This is a genomic window from Micromonospora parathelypteridis (assembly GCF_014201145.1).
Lineage (GTDB): Bacteria > Actinomycetota > Actinomycetes > Mycobacteriales > Micromonosporaceae > Micromonospora > Micromonospora parathelypteridis.
Genome location: NZ_JACHDP010000001.1, coordinates 5,444,498 through 5,462,965 on the forward strand (window position 1 = coordinate 5,444,498; position 18,468 = coordinate 5,462,965).

The following is an 18,468-nucleotide window of genomic DNA, read 5'->3' on the forward strand; positions in this document are numbered from 1 at the left end:
GGCCGCCCGCCGCACGCGCGGCGGGCGCCTCGCCGCGGCCCCCGTTGGCGCGTTCCAACCTTGGCCCGCTGTGCGGGCGGCGGTAGGCCGCGTTGGTGTCAGTCTGCCGGTAACGAGTTGACCATGGACGCCGCGCGGTTGACGATCCGCGCCGGATGCGAACTGCCCTCGCGATGCTCCTGCGGGCTCATCCCGTACGCCGCCCGGAACACCCGGCTGAAGTGGGCCTTGTCGGAGAAGCCCCAGCGCGCCGCGATGGTCTGCACAGGCTGGTTGCGCAGCGCGTGGTCGGACAGATCGCGCCGGCATCGGGTCAACCGCAGATCCCGGATGTAGGACGCCACCGTGATGTCCTCGGCCTCGAACAGCCGGTGCAGCGACCGCACCGAGATGTGGTGGGCGTCGGCGACGACCTGCGGGCTGAGCGTCGTGTCGCCGAGATGCCGGTGGACGTACGCCTGCACCTGGGCGAGGAGCGCCCGGCGGCGGACCTCGGTGGGCACCGCGTCCTCGGCGACCAGGTGTCGGCCGAGCATGGTGGTGGCCAGGTCGAGTCCGACCGCGCCGAGCCGGCTGGCGTCGGCGGCGTGGTACTGCTCGGGGTGCCGGGTCACCTGCAGCAGGAACTGCGCCAGCAGCGCCCCGATCCCCTCGCTGCCGGACATCCGGCCACCGTAGAGCGCGGCCATCCGCTGTGGCGGCAGCGGCAGCGCGGCGTGCGGAATCATCATGACGATCGAGGTGGCCTGGTCCTTCTCCGGCTCGGTGGCGTGGTGGCCGAGATCGTGCGGCCGGGAGTGGTCGTAGAAGGTGAACTCGCCGGCGCGGATCTCGCTCTGTCGGCCGTCCTGGCTGGACGTGCCGACGCCGCAGATGGTGAGGGCGAGCATGTACAGCTCCGGGTCCGATTGGCGGATCAGCTTGGGGGTCCGGGTGGCCTCCAGCGACGGGTAGTCGTAACTGATCAGCTGGATCGGGCCGAGGTCGACGAAGTCGGCCCGGGCGACGAAGTCGTGGTCGTGCGCGGACCGGACCCGCATCGGCGCCGACGTGCGCGCGACCAGGTCGAGCCACATCCCGAACCGTTCGCTCGGCGGCAGGAGGGTCGTGTCGAGGGTTTCCCTGTGCAGCATTGTGTTTCCTCAGGCCGCTCGCCGGTGGATCAGGGCCTCGATGCCGTCGAGGATCCGGTCCAGGCCGAAGGTGAACTCGTCGTCCGGGTCGTCGTCCTGGTCGAGTACGCCGGCGGTCAGCACCCGGTGCAGCGCCGGGAAGCGGGCCGGGTCGATGAGCCGAGCCACCATCCGGCTGTACGCGGGCATCATCTCGCCCGGTTCGAGCCCGGCGGCCCGGCTGCCCTCGGTGACCTGGGCGGTGAGCGAGGCCTCGTTGCGGATGTATCCGGTGATCAGTAGGAGCACGGAAATCTTCTCGCCCTCGGCCAGGGTGGTGTCGTCGAGGCAGCGCAGCCCGTCCTCCATCCAGCCGAGCTGCTGCGGGGTGATCGGCGGTCCGGTGATCGGCACGTGCAGCAGCCAGGACCGGTGCCGCAGCACCTCGTGCTCGGCCCAGGCCCACCGGGTCAGGCCGGCACGCCAGTCGGCCTCTGGCGGGGGCGGGCCGGGCGGCGGGCCGTACCCGGTGTCCACCATGAGCATCAGCAGCTCGTCCTTCGAGCCGACGTAGCGGTAGAGGGCCATGGTGGCGGCGCCCAGCTCCTTCGCCACCCGGCTCATCGAGACGGCCGCCAGCCCGTCGGCGTCGGCCACCCGGACGGCGGCGTCCACGATGGTGGGCACGCTCATCTGGGGCCGGGGGCCCTTGGGTGGCCGTTCCCGCAGCCCCCAGGCGCTCTCGATGGCCGGTGGGATCACCGGTCCGCTGTCGTCTGTCCTCGCCGCCACATTTCCTCCTTGCCTCGCCATCCTAGTTCTGCGTATGGTCTACGCATTACAGCGTACGACCTACGCAGAAGGGAACTGGATCATGACGAAGATGACCACACCGGCACCGCAGGCGGGCCGGCGGGAGTGGATCGGGTTCGCGGTGCTGATGCTGCCGCTGCTCCTGGTCTCGATGGACGTGTCGGTGCTCTACTTCGCCGTCCCGTTCATCAGCGAGGAGTTGCGCCCCACCGGCACCCAGCAGCTCTGGATCTTCGACATCTACGGCTTCGTGCTGGCCGGGCTGCTCATCACCATGGGCGCTCTGGGCGACCGGATCGGCCGACGCCGGCTCCTGCTGATCGGCGCCGCCGCGTTCGGGGCGGCGTCGCTGCTGGCCGCGTACGCCGACAGCGCCGCGACGCTGATCGCCGCGCGCGCCGTCCTCGGCGTCGGCGGGGCCACCCTGATGCCCTCCACGCTCGCCCTGGTGCGCAACATGTTCCACGACGCCAAGCAGCGCGGCACCGCGATCGGCATCTGGACCGCCACCCTCACCGGCGGCATCGCGATCGGCCCGGTGCTCAGCGGCATCCTGCTGGAGCACTTCTGGTGGGGCTCGATCTTCCTGATCAACATCCCGGCGATGCTGATGCTGCTCCTGCTCGCCCCGGTCCTGGTGCCCGAGTTCCGCAATCCCTCGACCGGGCGGTTCGACCTGCTCAGCGCCGTACTGTCCCTCGGCGCGCTGCTGCCGGTGATCTACGGCATCAAGGAGATGGCCCGCGACGGCGTCAACCCGGTGCGGGTGCTCGCCATCGTCGGCGGCCTGCTGGTGGGCGCGCTGTTCCTGCACCGGCAGCGGACCCGGGCGTACCCGATGGTCGACCTTGCGTTGTTCCGTCGTCGCGGCTTCGCCGGGTCGCTCGCGGTCAACCTGCTGGCGATGTTCGCCCTGGTCGGCTTCGCCATCTTCACCACCCAGCACCTCCAGTTGGTGCTCGGCCTGAGCCCGCTGCGGGCGGCACTGTGGAGCCTGGTGCCGTCGCTGGCGGTGGGCGGGATCGCGCCGGCCGCCGCCGCGCTCGCCCAGCGCGTCGAGCGGGCGTACCTGATCGGTGCGGGGTTCGGGATCGCCGTGCTCGGCTTCGCGGTGCTGACCCAGGTCACGCCGGAGACGCCGCTGTGGTTGCTCCTCGTCGGCGCGAGTGTCTACGCGGGCGGTCTGGTGATGGTGATGTCACTCGTCACCGAGCTGGTCCTCGGCGCGGCGCCGCCCGAGCAGGCGGGTGTCGCGTCGGCGCTTACCGAGTCCAGCAGCGAGCTGGGCGGCGCGCTGGGGATGGCGATCCTCGGCAGCGTGGGCGCGGCGGTCTACCGCCGCGAGATCGTCGACGGCCTGCCGGCCGGGTTGCCCGCAGAGGCCGGTGACGCCGCCCGGGAGACCTTGGGGGGTGCGCTCGCGGTGGCGCAGGGGCTGCCGTCGGAGCTGGCCGACGCGGTGCTGCAGGCCGCCCGGGTCGCGTTCACCGACGGGCTGCACCTCGCCGCGATCGCCGCCATGGTGGCGATGGTGCTGGGCGCGGTCACCGCGCTGGTCGCGCTGCGCGGCGTCCGGCCGGCCGACCCCGCGGCGCTGGCCGCTGAGCCGACCGACCGGGCCGGTACGTCGTTGTCGGTCAGTCGGTGAGCACGTGCGCGAGCCGGTCACGGAAGCGCCGCTCGGAGTCGCTGACGGACTCGCCCCCGATGCCCAGCAGCCCACCACTCGACGCGGCGCCCACCACCTGCTCGGCGATCTTCACGAGCCAGTGCTTGTACGCGCCGGCCTCGCCCTCGTCGACGCGGCCGGCCAGCAGCGCGGCGGCCTGGCCGGCCCGCTGCAGCACGTCGTCGATGAGCGCCCGCGGGTCGTCGGGCGCGATGACCGGCAGCTCCGCCCCGGTCTCCGGGTCACCGACCCGGGTGACGATCTCGCCGGCCACGGCGGCGACCAGCGGGCTGGCCGACTCCCGGCCGGCGGAGATGGTCTCCAGCCCGGCCGCGGTCTCCGCCATGGTCCGGCGGGTGCCGTCGGACTCGGCGGCGCTCGCCGCGGTCAGAACCGACTGCGGCAGGCCGACCAGCAGCCCCCACTCCCCGTCGGAGAAACCGAACCCGGTGTACGCCGGCTGCTCGATCACGGCAACGCCCCTTCCGCCCTGCTCTGCTTGGTCCATCGAAGCTCTGCTTGGTCGATCCACCGGGCTCCACGTCGGTGCCCGGGTCAGGCTAGTCCAGGGTCAGCAGGCCCTGTTCGGACACCACGCGCACCGACAACGTCTTGTACCCGACCTCATCGAAGAGAACCGTCATCTTGTCGTCCTCGTAGCCGAGCACCATGCCTCGCCCCCACTCCGGGTGTCGCACCTGGCTGTGCACCGGGAACGGCCCGACCGCGCCCTGGTCGGCGACGCTGGTGCCGGCATGGCAGTTGTCGCAGTGCCCGCAGACCTCGGTCATCTGCTCGCCGAAGTAGGCCAGCAGGGTCTGCCCCCGGCAGGCGCTGGTCTCGGCGAAGGCCCGCATCATGTCGGTGCGGGACCGGGTCACCGTCTGCTGGCGCTCCGCCTCGCCCAGCGCCGCGGCGGCGGCGTCGGTCGGGGTGGGGGAGTAGCGGGGAGCGCCGATGCGCTGCCGGGCCCGGGGCTCGGCCGCGCCGACCTGCTCCAGCAGGGAGAGATACTGGCCCAGCTTGCGCGGCCCGAGGCCGGTGGTCTCACGCAGCTCGGTCTTGGTGGCCGGCTTGCGCCGCAACAGCGCGGCCAGGTCGCGCAGCTCGTCGGGGTCGGGCAGGCCACCGCTGAAGAACCGTTGCAGGCCCACGTCCTCGGCCTGCCAGAGCAGCAGCACCCGGGCCGGCTGCCCGTCGCGCCCGGCCCGGCCGATCTCCTGGAAGTAGCTGTCCGGGGAGTCGGGCAGCGCCATGTGCACCACCCAGGCGATGTTCGGTTTGTCGATGCCCATGCCGAACGCCGAGGTCGCCACCATGATGGGGACCTGGTCGGCGAGGAACGCCTCGTGCAGCTCGGCGCGGGCGCCGGCCGGCATTCCACCGTGGTAGAACTGCGCCGGGAAGCCGGCGTCGGTCAACCGGGTGGCGAGTTCCTCGGCGGCGCGGCGGGTCGGCACGTAGATGATCCCGGGCCGGCCCTCGTCGCGCAGCAGCGCCATCAGGCGCCGCCAGCGGTAGTCCTCGGTGGGGCAGTGCGCCACCTCCAGGAACAGGTTGGGCCGGTCCAGCCCGGAGACCACCACCTCCGGCTTGCGCAGGCGCAGCCGGGCGATGATGTCGTCGCGTACCGGCGGGGACGCGGTGGCGGTCAGCGCCACCACCGGCGGCCGGCCGATGCCCTCGATCAGGTGCCCGAGCGCCAGGTAGTCGGGGCGGAAGTCGTGCCCCCAGGCCGAGATGCAGTGCGCCTCGTCGATCGCCACCAGCGCCGGCTTGAGCGCCGCGACCTCGGCCATCCGGTCGGGGTTGCTCAGCTGCTCCGGGGTGATGAACAGGAACTCCGCCCGGCCCTCGCGGATCTCGGTGATCGCCTGGGCCTGCTGGGTGGGCGACTCGTTCGAGCTGATCCGCACCGCCCGCAGTTCCGGGCGTTGCCGCTCGTTGAGGGAGGCGATCTGATCCTGCTGGAGGGCCAGCAGTGGGGAGATCACCACGGTGGGGCCGGGGATCAGGCTGGCCGGAATCTGGTAGATGGCCGACTTGCCGGCGCCGGTGGGCAACACCACCAGGGCGTCCCGGCGCTTCATCACCGCGCGCATGGCGGCGAGTTGGTTGGGCCGCAGCGCCTTCCAGCCGAAGAGGCTCCTCGCCGCGCGGCGCAGCGTCATCGAGTGCGTGGACAGTTTCATCGAGGGCCGGAGGTACCCGAGCCCGTGACCGCCGAAACGCGTTCCGACGATCATGGCCCGACTGCTGCGGGGCTCAGCGGAGGCGGGGCAGGACCTCGCGCTGGTAGAGGTCGAACAGGCCCTGGTAGCGCGGGCCGGTGTTCGCCACGTAGAGCTCGTCGAAGCCGGCCTTGGCGTACTGGCCGATCTTCTCCAGGTGGGCGTCGACACTGTTGCCGCAGACGAACGCCTCCTTCAGCATCTCCGGCCTGACCAACTCGGCGGCCTGCTCGAAGTGTCGCGGTGAGGGGAGCACCTGGGACAGCTCACCCGGCACCCCGGCGTTGGGCCAGCGCTCGTACGCGATGCGCATGCCCTCGTCCTCGCTGTCGGCGTACGCCGCCTTGAAGCCGGCCTGGCACGGCTTGTCACCGCCGCCGTTCTCGCGGAAGCGGCGCACCATCTCGCCGTCGGGCAGGGTGCTCACGTAGCCGTCGCCGATCCGGGCGGCCAGGTCGATGGCCTTCGGCCCGAAACCGGAGACGTAGATCGGCGGGGGCGTGTCGGGCCGCGTGTAGATGCGGGCGTGCGCCACGGTGTAGTGCTTGCCGTGGTGGTTGACGAAGTCACCGGTCCACAACTTCCGCAGCACCTCGACGGACTCCTCCAGCATCTCCAGCCGGACGTCGGCCTGCGGCCAGACGTCGCCGAGGATGTGTTCGTTGAGCGCCTCGCCGGTGCCGACGCCGAGCACGAAACGTCCGCCGTGCAGCACCCCGCTGGTGGCCGCGGCCTGGGCGATCACCGCCGGGTGGATCCGCAGGGTCGGGCAGGTCACCGCGGTGGTCACCGGCAGTGAGCAGACCTGGCTGAGCGCGCCGATCATCGACCAGACGAATGGGCTCTGGCCCTGCGCGTCCACCCAGGGGTGGTAGTGGTCGGAGATCCACAGCGCCTCGAAACCGGCCCGCTCGGCACCGCGCGCCTGGTCCAACAGCTCGGCTGGCGTGAACTCCTCACTGGACAGGAAGTATCCGATCTTCATTTTCTCCCCTTCGGCACGCGGACCTGCTGTTGGGCAGAGCCGTACCCCGGCCGGGGTCGGTCACACCGGTCCGCCGGGGTGTCGATCGGCGGGTCGTGCTCAACGCCGGCCGAACATCGCCCGGATCGCGGCGAGCAGCAGCAGGGCGCCGACCACCAGGCCGAGCAGGCGTACGCCGGGGATGTCGGCCGGGCTCGTCGCGTCGGCCAGCAGGGCGGGGTCCATCCCCGCACTCTCCCGGGGAGCGCGCCGTCGGGCAACTGTAAGGTTTATTGACTATTGAATCGCCCGGTGTGACCATGGCAGGACCGCCGGCCGGTGGCGGTGCGCCGAGGGCGCGCGAGAGATGGGGTACGGGGGCCGCATGAGCGAGCGCAACCAACAGGTCGACGGGGGCGCATCGACGCCGGTGACCGACGCCAACCGCCAGGAGGGGGTGGCGTGACCACGCCCACCGGGCACCTCCCGGCCCTCGCCGCCGCCGTCCTGCAACCCGGGTTCGTCGGCACCACCCCACCGCCGTGGGTGTGCCGCTGGCTCGGCGAGGGCCTCGGCTCGGTGGTGCTCTTCGCCCGCAACGTCGTCGACCCCGCGCAGGTGGCGGCGCTCACCGCGACGCTGCGCGCCGAGCGTCCGGACGTCATCGTGGCGATCGACGAGGAGGCCGGCGACGTCACCCGACTCGAGTCGGTCCACGGCAGCTCCCGGCCCGGCAACTTCGCTCTCGGCGCGGTCGACGACCCGGAGCTGACCGAGGCGGTCGCCCGGGACCTCGGCGTCGAGTTGGCCGCGGCAGGGGTCACCCTCAACTACGCCCCGGACGCCGACGTCAACTCCAACCCGGAGAACCCGGTGATCGGCGTCCGCTCGTTCGGTGCCGACCCGGCGCTGGTCGCGCGGCACACCGCGGCCTGGGTCCGCGGGCTCCAGGACGGTGGCGTCGCCGCCTGTGCCAAGCACTTCCCCGGGCACGGCGACACCCGCGTCGACTCACACCACGATCTGCCCCGGATCACCGCCGACCGGGACCGGCTGGACGCCTGCGAGCTGGCCCCGTTCCGGGCCGCCGTCGCCGCCGGGGTGCAGGCGGTGATGACCGGCCACCTGCTGGTGCCCGCCCTCGACCCGCAGCTGCCGGCCACGCTGAGTCGGCGCATCCTGGGTGGGCTGCTCCGCGACGAGCTGGGCTTCTCCGGCGTGGTGGTGACCGACGCGGTGGAGATGCGCGCCGTCGCCGACCGGTACGGCTTCGCCGGGGCGACGGTCCGTGCCCTCGCCGCCGGGGCCGACGCGATCTGCATCGGCGGCGAACGAGCCGACGAGGAGGCGGCCCGCGAGCTGCGCGACGCCATCGTCGCCGCGGTCGTCTCCGGTGAGCTGCCCGAGGAACGCCTCGCCGAGGCGGCCAAGCGGGTCGGTCAACTCGCCGCCTGGACGGTCGCCGCCCGCACCGCCGGGTCGGCCGTAGCCCGCGGCGCCGCCGACGTCGGGCTGGTCGCCGCCCGCCGGGCCGTACGGGTCACTGCCGCCGGAAGCGCGACCGTCGCGCTGCCGTTGACCCGCGCCGCGCACGTCGTCGAGTTCGAGCCAATGCGCAACATCGCCATCGGCGCGGAGACCCCGTGGGGCATCGGCGCGCCGCTGGGCGAGCTGCTGCCCGGCACGGACACGGTCCGCTACGCCGAACCCGACGTGCCGGCCGACCCGGGCGCCGGGGCGGGCCCCCGGCCACTGGTCCTGGTGGTCCGCGACCTGCACCGGCACGACTGGATGCGCGCCGCGGTGCAGCGCGCGTTGGCCGCCCGGCCGGATGCGATCGTGGTCGAGCTGGGTGTGCCCGAGCTGATCACCGGGGCGGTGCACCTGGCCACCCACGGCGCCACCCGGGCCAGCGGGCGGGCCGCCGCCGAGGTGCTGACCGGCACCCGCTGACCGGAGGGCCTTACGGCTCGGCGCTAGGGGAGGTCGGCGACCAGGTCGGCGTACTCGGGGTGCTTGTCGATGAACGCGGCCATGAAGGGGCACTGCGGCACCACCTTGGTGCCGCGGGCGCGGATCTGGTCCAGCGTTTCCCGCATCAGCGCGCTCCCCACGCCCTTGCCCTGGAAGCTCCGGTCCACCTCGGTGTGGGTGAAGACCAGGACCTCCCCGCGCGCCAGGTACGCGGTGAAGCCGGCCAGCGCGTCGTCGATGAGGATCTCGAAGCGGTGCTTCGCCGGGTTGTCCTCGACCAGGGTGCTCATCCGGCCATTCTCCCCGCACCGTCGATCAGCGCGTCCAGTTCGCCGAGCAACCGGTCGACCTCGTCGGCGGTGTTGTAGTGGTAGATGCTGGCCCGCACCGCGCCGCCACTGTCGCGCAGACCCATCAGCCGGAAGTACTCGTAGGCGTAGTAGTCGCCGACGGAGAGGCAGAACCCGGCTGCGCCCAGCGCCTCCTGGGTGGCCGCTGGCGACATCCCGGCGACCCGGAACGAGACCGTCGGGCAGCGCCGGACCGGCGAGCCGTAGACGGTGATCGCCGGCCGCGCCGCCAGCCCGGCGAGCAGCCGGTCCAGCAGGGCCTCCTCGTGCGCCTGGGCGGCGGTCAGCCCGGCCCTCAGCCGCGCCCGCCGGTCGCCGACCGCGTCCGGGTCCAGACCCGCCAGATGATCCACCGCGGCGGTCACGCCGGCCAGCAGCGGGAAGCTCGGCGTGCCGTACTCGAACCGGTCCGGCACCGCGTCGGAGGACGGCACCAACTTCGCCGGGCGCAGGGCCTCCCACCGGGCCGGGTCCGCCACCATCGCCGCCAGGTGCGGTCCGGACCACTTGTAGGCGCTGGTGACCAGGACGTCGGCGCCGAGCGAGGTCAGGTCGGTCGGCCCGTGCGGCACCGAGTGCACCCCGTCGACGTAGACCAGCGCACCGACCGCGTGCGCGGTCTTGGCGATCGCGGGCACGTCCGGCATGGTGCCGATGGCGTTGCTGCCGGCGGTCACCGCGACCAGCCGGGTCCGCTCGCCGACCAGGTCGGCGTACTGGGCTGCGGGCAGCTCGCCGGTGTGCCGGTCGACCTCGGCCCAGCGCACGGTCGCGCCGGCCGCCTCGGCGGCCTGCACCCACGGCCGCACGTTCGAGTCGTGGTCGAGCCGGGAGACCACCACCTCGTCGCCCGGGCGCCAGGTCGCGCCGAGCGTGCGGGCCAGGGTGTACGTCAGCGCGGTGGCGCTCGGGCCCAGCACCACCCCGGACGGGTCGGCGCCGAGCAGGTCGGCCACCGCCGAGCGGGCCTCGGCCACCAACTCCAACGACCGGCGACCCGGCACGAAGGCGGCGCTGCGATTACCGACCGCGGTACGCATGGCGTCGGTGATCGCGTCGATCACACCGGTCGCGGTCTGGGTGCCGCCGGCGCCATCGAAATGAACGAAACCCTCGGCCAGGGCGGGGTACGCGGCTCGGGTGCGGGCGATGTCGAAGGGCATGTCGGGACCCTAGCCGGTGCCGCTGGTGCCCTGGTCGGCCGCCGGGTGATCACCGTTCGACGATGGCGTCGCGGTCGTCTCGTACTCTTGTTGAGGTGACGAAACGACCCGCCACCATCCCCATGCCCTCCGTCCGCCGCGCCGCCGGTCTGTTCGCCGGTCTGGCGCTCGGCCTCGCCGTGCTCGCCGGCTGCAGTTCCCAGGGCGCCTCCACCGACTGCGGGCTGGACGCCTGCACGGTCACCTTCGAGCGGGGTGTCGACGCGAGCGCCACCATCCTGGGCGTCGAGGCCAAGCTGGTCGGCGCCGAGGGCGACCAGGTGACCGTCGAGGTCGCCGGCGAGCAACTCAGCCTCACCATGGGGCAGCAGGCCGCCGAGGCCGGCGGCTTCGCGGTCACCCTGGACAGCGTCACCGACCAGCAGGTCAAGATTCGCGTATCGCGTAACCCGGGCAGCTGAGCTGGGCGGGCGGCGGTGGCCGACGTTTGGGAATCTTCAAAACCGGAGATTGTGACGCCATGTCACTCACCCGTAGCGCCGAAGCCACCGCCTCCCGAACGGCGGACAGCCGGTGGCTGGAATTCCTCGCCCGGGCCGGCTTCATCGGCTACGGCATCGTCCACCTGCTCTTCGCCTGGCTGGCGTTGCAGATCGCGTTCGGCACCTCGTCCGACGACGGCGACCAGTCCGGCGCACTGCGTACCCTCTCCGAACAGCCCCTGGGCAAGTTCCTGGTCATCGCCACCGCGGTCGGCCTGCTCGCGATGGCGATCTGGCAGGCGCTGGAAGCGGCCGTGGGGCACCGCGCCGAGCGCGGCAAGGAACGGGTCATCGAGCGACTCGCCTCGGCTGGCCGGACCATCGTCTACCTCTACTTCGCCTGGACCGCCTTCAAGGTCTTCAACGACGTCGGGTCGAACAGCGCCGACCAGCAGGAGGCGCTGACCGGCAAGCTGATGACCTCCAGCGGCGGCCGCTGGCTGGTCGGCCTGGCCGGGCTGGTGCTCGCCGCGATCGGTGTCGGCCTGGTCATCTACGGGGCCGTCAAGCGGTTCGAGAAGCACCTCAAGACCGGTGAGATGAGCCCGAAGACCCGCAAGCTGGCCCGCCGGCTGGGCATGGCCGGGTACATCGCCAAGGGCGTCGCGTACGGCATCGCTGGTCTGCTGGTCATCGTGGCGGCGGTGAACTACGACCCGGAGAAGGCTCGTGGTCTGGACGCCGCGCTGCATACGCTGCGCGAGCAGTCGTACGGCGTGTTCCTGCTGACCCTCGTCGCCCTGGGCATCGCCGCCTTCGGCTTCTACTGCTTCCTCCAGTCCCGGTACCGCAAGGTCTGACTGGTCGATTGAGAGGACGTCGGGCACTCTTGGGCTTTTGCCCGAATAGCCCGACGTCTGGTCGAAGGGGAGCACCGAAGCCGTGCAGAGTTATCTCGAAACGGCCGTCGCCGCGCTCGTCGCGGCGGCGGTCGCCCTGTTCCTGGTCGAGGTCGTCCACCGGCTGACCCGGCGGTTCGGCCGCCGGTCACAGCTGCTGACCGAGCTGACCGATCACGCGCACCGCCCGTTCCAGGTCGCCGGGACGGTCCTCGCCGTGCAGTTCGCCGTGCGGTTCAGCACCGGGTACGCGGTCGGCGAGAGCTGGCGGCAGCAGTTGCTGCACCTGCTCGTCCTCGCCGTCATCGCCACCACCGCCTGGCTGGTCGCCGCCCTGCTGGTCGTCGTGGAGGACACCGCGCTGGCCCGGTTCCGGGTCGACGTGCCCGACAACCGGCACGCCCGGCGGGTCCGGACCCAGGTGGTGATGCTGCGCCGACTGACCATCGCGGTGATCGTCATCCTGACCGTCGGCGTGATGCTGATGACCTTCCCGAGCGTGCGTGGCATCGGGGCCGGTGTGCTGACCTCGGCCGGCCTGGTCGGTGTGGTGGCCGCGCTTGCCGCGCAGAGCCTGCTCGGCAACGTCTTCGCCGGCCTGCAGCTCGCCTTCAGCGACGCCGTCCGGCTCGACGACGTGGTCGTCGTCGAGGGGGAGTGGGGCCGGATCGAGGAGCTGACCCTCAGCTACGTCGTCGTCCAGATCTGGGACGACCGGCGGTTGATCCTGCCCACCTCGTACTTCACCAGCAAGCCGTTCCAGAACTGGACCCGGACCGAGTCGGCGGTGCTCGGCACCGCCGAGTTCGACGTTGACTGGGCGGTGCCGGTGCAGACCATGCGCGAGGAGTTGCGCCGCCTCGTCGAGGGCACCGAGCTGTGGGACGGGCGGGTCTGTGTCCTGCAGGTCACCGATGCCACCGGCGGGATGGTGCGGATGCGCGCGCTGGTCAGCGCCGCCGACGCGGGCAGTCTGTGGGACCTGCGCTGCCTCGTCCGGGAGCACCTGGTGGCCTGGATCCGGGACAACCGCCCGACCGCGATGCCCCGGATGCGCACCGAGCTGGGCGACGCCAACAGCGACCTGCCCTGGCAGTGGGTGCAGCCGAGGCGGCCCGCCCGCCGCGCCAACGACACCGAGGCACCGGACGACGCGCGCGTCTTCGGCGGCAGCGACGACGGCGATGCCCGCAGCGAAGCCTTCGTGGGCCCCGAAGAAACCCGCCCCTGACCGCCCCCCCGCCCCGCCCCGCCCCACCCCGCCTCGCCCTGCCCGCCCCGCCCCGCCCTGCCCCGCCCCGCCCCGCCCCATCCCCCCTCGCCCTGCCCGCCCCTGCCCGCCCTGCCCTGCCCTGCCCCGCAAGATCGCGCGACATCCTGGTTGTAGTGGCCTGGCGTTCCCCGGGAAACCACTACAACCAGGATCGAGCGCGATCTTGCACCCCCAACCACGACGATCATGGCCTTGGGTGGGGGATATGCACGGTTTGTCCTCGCCAACCTCATGATCACCGCTGCGGACGTGGGTGGGCGGGGGGAGAGGGGTCAGGGTGAGAGGTTTGGTCGGGCTTGGGTGGGGGATCTGCTGCCGGACGTCTCTGGCGCGATCGAGCGGGACGGGCGCCGGGCTCCTCGGCGCGGCGTCCGGACAACGGGGACGGTGAGCTGCTCGGCGCGTTTTAGGATTGACGGGCGGCGACTCCGGGCATACAGCGCGGTGATGAGGAAAGGAGGACAGCATGGCTGACGTGGCGAACGCCCGCACATCCCAGAACGGGAGCGAGCCCTCCACCGCCGAGTTGGTGCAGCGAGCCACCGAGCAGGTCTCCCGCCTCGTGCGGGACGAACTGGCGCTGGCCCGGGCAGAGTTGACCCAGAAGGGCAAGCACGCAGGCATCGGGATCGGCCTGTTCGGCGGCGGCGGCGCACTGGCATTCTTCGGGCTGGGCGCGCTGGTCGCCACGGCGATCCTGCTGCTCGACCTGGTGTTGCCCGCCTGGGCCGCCGCGTTGATCGTGGCGGTGGCCTGTTTCCTGGTGGCCGGCGTCCTCGCCCTGGTGGGCAAGAACCAGGTCAGCCGTGCCGTCCCGCCAATGCCGGCGGCCACGGTCCGCAGCCTCCGGGCCGACATGGACACCGTCACCGCCGCAGTGAAGGACAGGGGGCGGCAATGACGGGCAACGGGACCGGCGACACCGAGGCGCTCCGCGAGGAGATCCGTCGCACCCGGGTCGAGTTGGGCGAGACGATGGAGGCGTTGGCCGCCAAGGCCGACGTCAAGGCGCGCCTGAAGGAGTCCGCCGGCCAGGCGAAGGAGCGGATGCGCGAGCAGGCGGCGCAGACCGTCGCCCGGGTTCGCGGGCAGGCCGTGCGGGGTGCCGGGATGGCGCGGGCACAGGCCTACGAGAAGGGCGGGTTGGTGCGCGCGCAGGCGCACGACAAGGGCGAGTTGGTGCGCCGCAACCCGGTGCCGTGGGCGGCGATCGCCGCCGGCGCGGTGGCCACCGTGGTGGTGCTGATGATCGTGCGGGGGAGGCGTAGGTGAGCAAGAGCATCGGCAGGGTCGCGTACCGGCCGGTCGGCGTGTTGTTGGGTATCGCCGCAGGCGCGGTGGCCGGCGCGATCTTCCGGCAGGTCTGGAAGGTCACGGCGGGCGACGGTGAGGCGCCCAACGCGACCGACGAGGATCGCGGCTGGGGCGAGGTCCTGGCCGCCGCGGCGTTGCAGGGCGCCATCTTCGCGGTCGTCCGGGCTGCCGTGGACCGGGGCGGCGCGGTCGGCGTCCGCCGGATGACCGGCAGCTGGCCGGACTGACCACACAGCGACTGCAGCCCCCTTCCCGCATCGATGGGAAGGGGGCTTTCGCATGGCGTCCGACGCCGCCCAGCGGATCTGAGGCATCCGTCAGGTCACATGTCGGAGAAATTCGTCGGAGAGGTCGTGACAGACTTTTTGCGTACGTGATTTGCTGGTCCACGCTGTTGCGAGATGGCGTGGGTTGAGAGAAGTCTCCTTCGTGGGGGCCGCCTCAGACGCCGCTGCTCGAAAACGGCCAATCGGCCGGACGGCGTGCACGGCCACCAGTTTTTAGAGGGAGATACACATGGCTCAGGGAACCGTGAAGTGGTTCAACGCTGACAAGGGCTTCGGCTTCATCACCGTCGATGGTGGGGGTGCTGACGTGTTCGTCCACTTCTCGGCCATCCAGACCAGCGGCTACCGCTCGCTGGAGGAGAACCAGCGGGTGGAGTTCGAGATTGCTCAGGGTCAGAAAGGCCCGCAGGCCGAGCAGGTCCGTCCCATCTGAGTGAACTGGCCGGCCCCCGCCGGCCAGTGGGACGATCCGGTCAGGGTCATTGCAAAGCCCCGTATCCCGTCCCGGATACGGGGCTTTCCCCTGTCGAGGCCGGGCACCAGTGTGGACCGGCGGGTCAGCTCCGCCGACGCGAGCGCAGACCGAGCCAGAGCACCACCAGCCCGGCCAGCGCCACCAGCGGGCCGAGCACCGCCCAGATCTTCTCGTCGGTCATCACGCTGCCGCTGACATACCCGAGGCCCTGCACCGTCCACACCGCACCGATCACGACGGCCAGCAGGCCGAGGGTGAGCGTAAGCCAGCCCCTCATCGCATCCCCTCTCCGCCGCCCGAGGCGGCGCGCCGCCCACCAGCATCGCTGGTCGGGCGGCGCGGTGCGAGCACCCCGGGTGCGCGGGTCACCACCGGTCGTGGACCTGCGGACGGATCAGCTCGTCGTAGATCTCGCGTACGGCGGCCAGCTGGCCGTCGGTGAGCGGAGACAGGGACGCCGCCGCGGCGTTGCGCCGGGCCTGGTCAGCGTCGCGGGCACCGGGGATGACGACGGTGACGCCGGCCTGGTCGAGCACCCAGCGCAGCGCGAACTGCGCCATCGTGCGGTCCGCGTCGACCAGCGGGGCCAGCCGGCGTACGGCGGCGAGGCCCTGCGCGTAGTCGACCCCGGAGAACGTCTCCCCGACGTCGAAGGCCGCGCCGTGCCGGTTGTAGTTGCGGTGGTCGTCGGCGGGGAACTCGGTGTTCTCGTCGTATCGGCCGGAGAGCAGGCCACTGGCCAGCGGCACCCGGGCGATGATGCCCACCCCGGCCGCTGCGGCTGCCGGCAGGACTCGCTCGAGCGGCTTGTGGCGGACCGCGTTGAGGATGATCTGAACGCTCGCGACGCCTGGCCGGGCGATCGCGGTGAGGGCCTGGTCGCAGGTCTCGACACTGACCCCGTACCCGGCGATGGCCTTCTCGGCGACGAGGGTGTCCAGGCCGTCGAAGACCTCGTCGGAGGAGAAGACGGCGGTGGGCGGGCAGTGCAGCTGGACCAGGTCCAGCGTGTCCATGCCCAGGTTGGCCCGGGACCGGTCGGTCCACTGCCGGAAGTTGGCCAGGGTGTACGCCTCCGGCAGCTGCTCGACGCGGCGGCCCATCTTGGTGGCGACGGTGAGCCCCGCGTCGGGTCGGGAGCGCAGGAAGCGGCCGATCAGCTGCTCGCTGCGGCCGTCGCCGTACACGTCGGCGGTGTCGAGGAAGGTGACCCCGTCGTCCACGGCGGCGGCGAGCACCGCCATCGCGTCGGATTCGCTGACGGTGCCCCAGTCGGCGCCCAGTTGCCACGCGCCCAGGCCGACCGCCCCGACGGTCCGGCCGAGCCGGTTGAAGCTGCGCTGTTCCATGCCCCGAGCCTAGTGATCGGGTTGCGGCCCTGCCAGGTGAGCCGTACCTTTCAGCAAGACGGACGTACGGTTTGGAGGCGACCATGTGGGATCCGACGACCTACCTACGCTATGACGACGAACGATCCCGGCCGTTTCACGACCTGGTCGCGCGGATCCCGGCCGAGCGGCCCCGGACGGTGGTCGATCTCGGCTGCGGCCCCGGCCAGCTCACCGCCACCCTCGCCGAGCGCTGGCCGAAGAGCCGGGTGCTCGGCCTGGACTCCTCGGCCGAGATGATCGATCGGGCCGCGGCCCTCGACGCTCCCGTCGACTTCACCGTCGCCGACCTGCGCGACTGGCGTCCCGCCGGCGACGAAGACGTGGTGGTCAGCAACGCGGCGCTGCAGTGGGTGCCCGGCCATCAGGAGCTGCTGCGCCGCTGGGCCGCCGAACTGCCCGTCGGCGCGTGGCTGGCCATGCAGGTCCCCGGCAACTTCGCCGCACCCTCGCATCGCGCGTTGCGCGACGTCGCCGACCTGCCGACCTGGCGGGCCGAGATCGCCCCGCTGCTGCGAGCGGACCCGGTCGACGACCCGGCCGACTACGCGGCGCTGCTGACCGCCGCCGGCTGCGCGGTGGACGCCTGGGAGACTACCTACGTGCACCTGCTGCCGGCTCGGCCCGCCGCCGAGCACCCGGTGTTGGCCTGGATGGAGGGCACCGCGCTGCGCCCGGTCCGGGCCGCGCTGGACGCCGCCGGCTGGTCCGCCTTCCGTGCCGAGCTGGGGGTACGGCTCACCGCCGCGTACCCGGTGCGGCAGGGTCAGGTGTACTTCCCGTTCCGCCGCGTCTTCGTCGTCGCCCGCACCGGCGACCGTGCCCAGGAGAACCTGTGACCGACCTGCCCACCTTCATCGCCGGCCTGCCCAAGGTGGAGCTGCACGTGCACCACGTCGGCTCCGCCTCGCCCCGCATCGTCGCCGAGTTGGCTGCCCGCCACGAGGGACGCACCCCCGTGCCGGCCGACCCGGAGGCGCTCGCCGCCTACTTCGAGTTCCGCGACTTCGCACACTTCATCGAGGTCTACCTGAGCGTGGTGGACCTCATCCGCGACCCCGAGGACGTCTGGCTCCTCACCCACGAGGTGGCCCGGGAGCTGGCCCGCCAACACGTCCGGTACGCGGAGCTGACCATCACCCCGTACTCGCACGTGCGTCGGGGCATCCCCGCGCCGGCGTTCTGCGAGGCGATCGAGGACGCCCGCAAGCGCGCGATGGCCGACTTCGGCCTCGAACTGCGCTGGTGCTTCGACATCCCCGGTGAGGCGGGCCTGCCCGCGGCCGAGGAGACGCTGCGCATCGCCCTGGAGGAACGCCCGGAGGGGCTGATCAGCTTCGGCCTGGGTGGCCCGGAGATCGGCGTACCCCGGCCCCAGTTCCGTCCCTACTTCGACCAGGCCCGTGCCGCCGGGCTGCGCTCGGTGCCGCACGCGGGGGAGACCACCGGGCCGCAGACGATCTGGGACGCCCTCAACGAGCTGGGCGCCGAGCGGATCGGGCACGGCATCTCCGCCGCCCAGGACCCGGAGCTGCTCACCTACCTGGCCGAGCGGCAGATCGGCATGGAGATCTGCCCGACGTCCAACGTACGGACCCGGGCCGTGGCCAACCTCGACGAGCACCCGCTGCCCCGGCTGGTCGAGGCCGGGCTGCTGGTCACCATCAACTCCGACGACCCGCCGATGTTCGGCACGACCCTCAACGACGAGTACGCGGTGGCGGCCCGCCTGCTCGGAGCCGGTCCCGAGGGTCTGGCCGGGCTGGCCCGCAACGCGGTGACCGCGTCCTTCCTCGACCCTGCCGGCAAGCAGCGGATCGCGGCCGAGATCGACGCATACCTCGCCGCCGCTGGCTGAGTCGGCTGGGCTCGCTGCCGCCGGCTCAGCCGGTCGGGGGAGCAGGGCGCGCGGCGGGAGCGTGGGTGTGGGGGGACCTGAAACTCCCGCCGCGCGCGCGGCTCCACCGGCCGTGGGTGCGTGGTGCGCTTGGCCGGTGGAACTGTTTGGTTCGTGTTCTGATCCTGTCAGCCCGTAGCCGATCCAACGCGGTCGTTAACCGCGATCTAAGGAAGA

Annotated in this window: 21 protein-coding genes; 11 read left to right on the top strand and 10 right to left on the bottom strand. The window is 72.1% G+C overall.

Translation table 11 applies throughout. From position 1 onward, the window contains the following. Nucleotides 1–98: 98 nt before the first annotated feature. Together HNR20_RS24675 and HNR20_RS24680 are read right to left on the bottom strand one after the other, a co-directional pair. Nucleotides 99–1,133, bottom strand: a complete 1,035-nt coding sequence (locus tag HNR20_RS24675; RefSeq protein ID WP_184184256.1) for an AraC-like ligand-binding domain-containing protein — start codon at nucleotides 1,131–1,133, stop codon at nucleotides 99–101. 9 nt (nucleotides 1,134–1,142) lie between these two features. Beyond that, nucleotides 1,143–1,904 carry a TetR/AcrR family transcriptional regulator gene (locus tag HNR20_RS24680; protein ID WP_184184259.1) on the bottom strand — a complete coding sequence of 254 codons (762 nt, stop codon included), beginning with the start codon at nucleotides 1,902–1,904 and terminating at the stop codon, nucleotides 1,143–1,145. A gap of 82 nt (nucleotides 1,905–1,986) precedes the next feature. Between HNR20_RS24680 and HNR20_RS24685 the strand changes: the two genes are divergently transcribed. After that, nucleotides 1,987–3,573: an MFS transporter gene (locus HNR20_RS24685; RefSeq protein ID WP_221309902.1), complete on the top strand. Its 1,587-nt coding sequence runs from the start codon at nucleotides 1,987–1,989 to the stop codon at nucleotides 3,571–3,573. Here the strand turns inward: HNR20_RS24685 and HNR20_RS24690 are convergent. From HNR20_RS24690 to HNR20_RS32450, 4 genes are all read right to left on the bottom strand, one after another. Beyond that, nucleotides 3,563–4,066, bottom strand: coding sequence for a hypothetical protein (locus HNR20_RS24690; RefSeq protein ID WP_184188929.1), 504 nt, complete (start codon nucleotides 4,064–4,066; stop codon nucleotides 3,563–3,565). The two genes, HNR20_RS24685 and HNR20_RS24690, sit on opposite strands and share 11 nt — an antisense overlap. A gap of 88 nt (nucleotides 4,067–4,154) precedes the next feature. Continuing rightward, nucleotides 4,155–5,786: a RecQ family ATP-dependent DNA helicase gene (locus HNR20_RS24695; RefSeq protein ID WP_184188932.1), complete on the bottom strand. Its 1,632-nt coding sequence runs from the start codon at nucleotides 5,784–5,786 to the stop codon at nucleotides 4,155–4,157. Nucleotides 5,787–5,859: 73 nt separating this feature from the next. Then, nucleotides 5,860–6,810, bottom strand: a complete 951-nt coding sequence (locus HNR20_RS24700; protein ID WP_184184261.1) for a TIGR03557 family F420-dependent LLM class oxidoreductase — start codon at nucleotides 6,808–6,810, stop codon at nucleotides 5,860–5,862. A 99-nt stretch (nucleotides 6,811–6,909) separates the two neighbouring features. Next, nucleotides 6,910–7,035 (bottom strand): hypothetical protein, encoded by a 126-nt coding sequence (locus HNR20_RS32450; RefSeq protein WP_255421242.1) that lies wholly within the window; start codon nucleotides 7,033–7,035, stop codon nucleotides 6,910–6,912. A 216-nt stretch (nucleotides 7,036–7,251) separates the two neighbouring features. Between HNR20_RS32450 and HNR20_RS24705 the strand changes: the two genes are divergently transcribed. Continuing rightward, a complete protein-coding gene (locus HNR20_RS24705) occupies nucleotides 7,252–8,742 on the top strand; it encodes a glycoside hydrolase family 3 protein (protein WP_184184264.1) in 1,491 nt (496 codons plus the stop codon). A 23-nt stretch (nucleotides 8,743–8,765) separates the two neighbouring features. On the opposite strand, the gene HNR20_RS24710 is transcribed toward HNR20_RS24705, so the two are convergent. Then, on the bottom strand, nucleotides 8,766–9,053 hold the full coding sequence (locus tag HNR20_RS24710; protein WP_184184267.1) for a GNAT family N-acetyltransferase: 288 nt from the start codon (nucleotides 9,051–9,053) through the stop codon (nucleotides 8,766–8,768). Beyond that, complete coding sequence (locus HNR20_RS24715; RefSeq protein WP_184184271.1) at nucleotides 9,050–10,276, bottom strand: cysteine desulfurase-like protein; 1,227 nt, start codon at nucleotides 10,274–10,276, stop codon at nucleotides 9,050–9,052. The genes HNR20_RS24710 and HNR20_RS24715 overlap by 4 nt, the downstream gene beginning before the upstream one ends. 95 nt (nucleotides 10,277–10,371) lie before the next feature. Between HNR20_RS24715 and HNR20_RS24720 the strand changes: the two genes are divergently transcribed. The 7 genes from HNR20_RS24720 (at nucleotide 10,372) to HNR20_RS24750 (ending at nucleotide 14,964) form a co-directional block, all read left to right on the top strand. After that, nucleotides 10,372–10,737, top strand: a complete 366-nt coding sequence (locus HNR20_RS24720; RefSeq protein WP_229687344.1) for a hypothetical protein — start codon at nucleotides 10,372–10,374, stop codon at nucleotides 10,735–10,737. Between the two features lie 59 nt (nucleotides 10,738–10,796). After that, nucleotides 10,797–11,618, top strand: coding sequence for a DUF1206 domain-containing protein (locus tag HNR20_RS24725; protein WP_184184274.1), 822 nt, complete (start codon nucleotides 10,797–10,799; stop codon nucleotides 11,616–11,618). Nucleotides 11,619–11,700: 82 nt separating this feature from the next. Beyond that, nucleotides 11,701–12,888, top strand: coding sequence for a mechanosensitive ion channel family protein (locus HNR20_RS24730; RefSeq protein WP_184184277.1), 1,188 nt, complete (start codon nucleotides 11,701–11,703; stop codon nucleotides 12,886–12,888). Between the two features lie 508 nt (nucleotides 12,889–13,396). Beyond that, nucleotides 13,397–13,831 (top strand): phage holin family protein, encoded by a 435-nt coding sequence (locus HNR20_RS24735; protein ID WP_184184280.1) that lies wholly within the window; start codon nucleotides 13,397–13,399, stop codon nucleotides 13,829–13,831. Further along, nucleotides 13,828–14,202 (top strand): DUF3618 domain-containing protein, encoded by a 375-nt coding sequence (locus HNR20_RS24740; protein WP_184184283.1) that lies wholly within the window; start codon nucleotides 13,828–13,830, stop codon nucleotides 14,200–14,202. Before HNR20_RS24735 ends, HNR20_RS24740 begins: the two co-directional genes overlap by 4 nt. Then, a complete protein-coding gene (locus HNR20_RS24745) occupies nucleotides 14,199–14,471 on the top strand; it encodes a DUF4235 domain-containing protein (RefSeq protein ID WP_184184286.1) in 273 nt (90 codons plus the stop codon). Before HNR20_RS24740 ends, HNR20_RS24745 begins: the two co-directional genes overlap by 4 nt. 289 nt (nucleotides 14,472–14,760) lie before the next feature. Then, a complete protein-coding gene (locus tag HNR20_RS24750) occupies nucleotides 14,761–14,964 on the top strand; it encodes a cold-shock protein (RefSeq protein WP_030338233.1) in 204 nt (67 codons plus the stop codon). A gap of 124 nt (nucleotides 14,965–15,088) precedes the next feature. Here HNR20_RS24750 and HNR20_RS24755 read toward each other — a convergent pair whose 3' ends face one another. Together HNR20_RS24755 and HNR20_RS24760 are read right to left on the bottom strand one after the other, a co-directional pair. Continuing rightward, nucleotides 15,089–15,283: a hypothetical protein gene (locus HNR20_RS24755; protein WP_184184289.1), complete on the bottom strand. Its 195-nt coding sequence runs from the start codon at nucleotides 15,281–15,283 to the stop codon at nucleotides 15,089–15,091. A gap of 88 nt (nucleotides 15,284–15,371) precedes the next feature. Continuing rightward, a complete protein-coding gene (locus tag HNR20_RS24760) occupies nucleotides 15,372–16,355 on the bottom strand; it encodes an aldo/keto reductase (RefSeq protein ID WP_184184292.1) in 984 nt (327 codons plus the stop codon). A gap of 83 nt (nucleotides 16,356–16,438) precedes the next feature. On the opposite strand from HNR20_RS24760, the gene HNR20_RS24765 reads away from it, so the two are divergent. Together HNR20_RS24765 and HNR20_RS24770 are read left to right on the top strand one after the other, a co-directional pair. Beyond that, a complete protein-coding gene (locus tag HNR20_RS24765) occupies nucleotides 16,439–17,233 on the top strand; it encodes a trans-aconitate 2-methyltransferase (protein WP_184184295.1) in 795 nt (264 codons plus the stop codon). Continuing rightward, complete coding sequence (locus HNR20_RS24770; RefSeq protein ID WP_184184299.1) at nucleotides 17,230–18,252, top strand: adenosine deaminase; 1,023 nt, start codon at nucleotides 17,230–17,232, stop codon at nucleotides 18,250–18,252. The genes HNR20_RS24765 and HNR20_RS24770 overlap by 4 nt, the downstream gene beginning before the upstream one ends. The last annotated feature ends 216 nt before the right edge of the window (nucleotides 18,253–18,468 follow it).

Coding starts and splice junctions, on each gene's coding strand:
- HNR20_RS24675 (WP_184184256.1), bottom strand. CDS start 1,133: ATGCTGCACAGGGAAACCCTCGACACGACCCTCCTGCCGCCGAGCGAA.
- HNR20_RS24685 (WP_221309902.1), top strand. CDS start 1,987: ATGACGAAGATGACCACACCGGCACCGCAGGCGGGCCGGCGGGAGTGG.
- HNR20_RS24695 (WP_184188932.1), bottom strand. CDS start 5,786: ATGAAACTGTCCACGCACTCGATGACGCTGCGCCGCGCGGCGAGGAGC.
- HNR20_RS24700 (WP_184184261.1), bottom strand. CDS start 6,810: ATGAAGATCGGATACTTCCTGTCCAGTGAGGAGTTCACGCCAGCCGAG.
- HNR20_RS32450 (WP_255421242.1), bottom strand. CDS start 7,035: ATGGACCCCGCCCTGCTGGCCGACGCGACGAGCCCGGCCGACATCCCC.
- HNR20_RS24710 (WP_184184267.1), bottom strand. CDS start 9,053: ATGAGCACCCTGGTCGAGGACAACCCGGCGAAGCACCGCTTCGAGATC.
- HNR20_RS24715 (WP_184184271.1), bottom strand. CDS start 10,276: ATGCCCTTCGACATCGCCCGCACCCGAGCCGCGTACCCCGCCCTGGCC.
- HNR20_RS24725 (WP_184184274.1), top strand. CDS start 10,797: ATGTCACTCACCCGTAGCGCCGAAGCCACCGCCTCCCGAACGGCGGAC.
- HNR20_RS24735 (WP_184184280.1), top strand. CDS start 13,397: ATGGCTGACGTGGCGAACGCCCGCACATCCCAGAACGGGAGCGAGCCC.
- HNR20_RS24740 (WP_184184283.1), top strand. CDS start 13,828: ATGACGGGCAACGGGACCGGCGACACCGAGGCGCTCCGCGAGGAGATC.
- HNR20_RS24750 (WP_030338233.1), top strand. CDS start 14,761: ATGGCTCAGGGAACCGTGAAGTGGTTCAACGCTGACAAGGGCTTCGGC.
- HNR20_RS24755 (WP_184184289.1), bottom strand. CDS start 15,283: ATGAGGGGCTGGCTTACGCTCACCCTCGGCCTGCTGGCCGTCGTGATC.
- HNR20_RS24760 (WP_184184292.1), bottom strand. CDS start 16,355: ATGGAACAGCGCAGCTTCAACCGGCTCGGCCGGACCGTCGGGGCGGTC.
- HNR20_RS24765 (WP_184184295.1), top strand. CDS start 16,439: ATGTGGGATCCGACGACCTACCTACGCTATGACGACGAACGATCCCGG.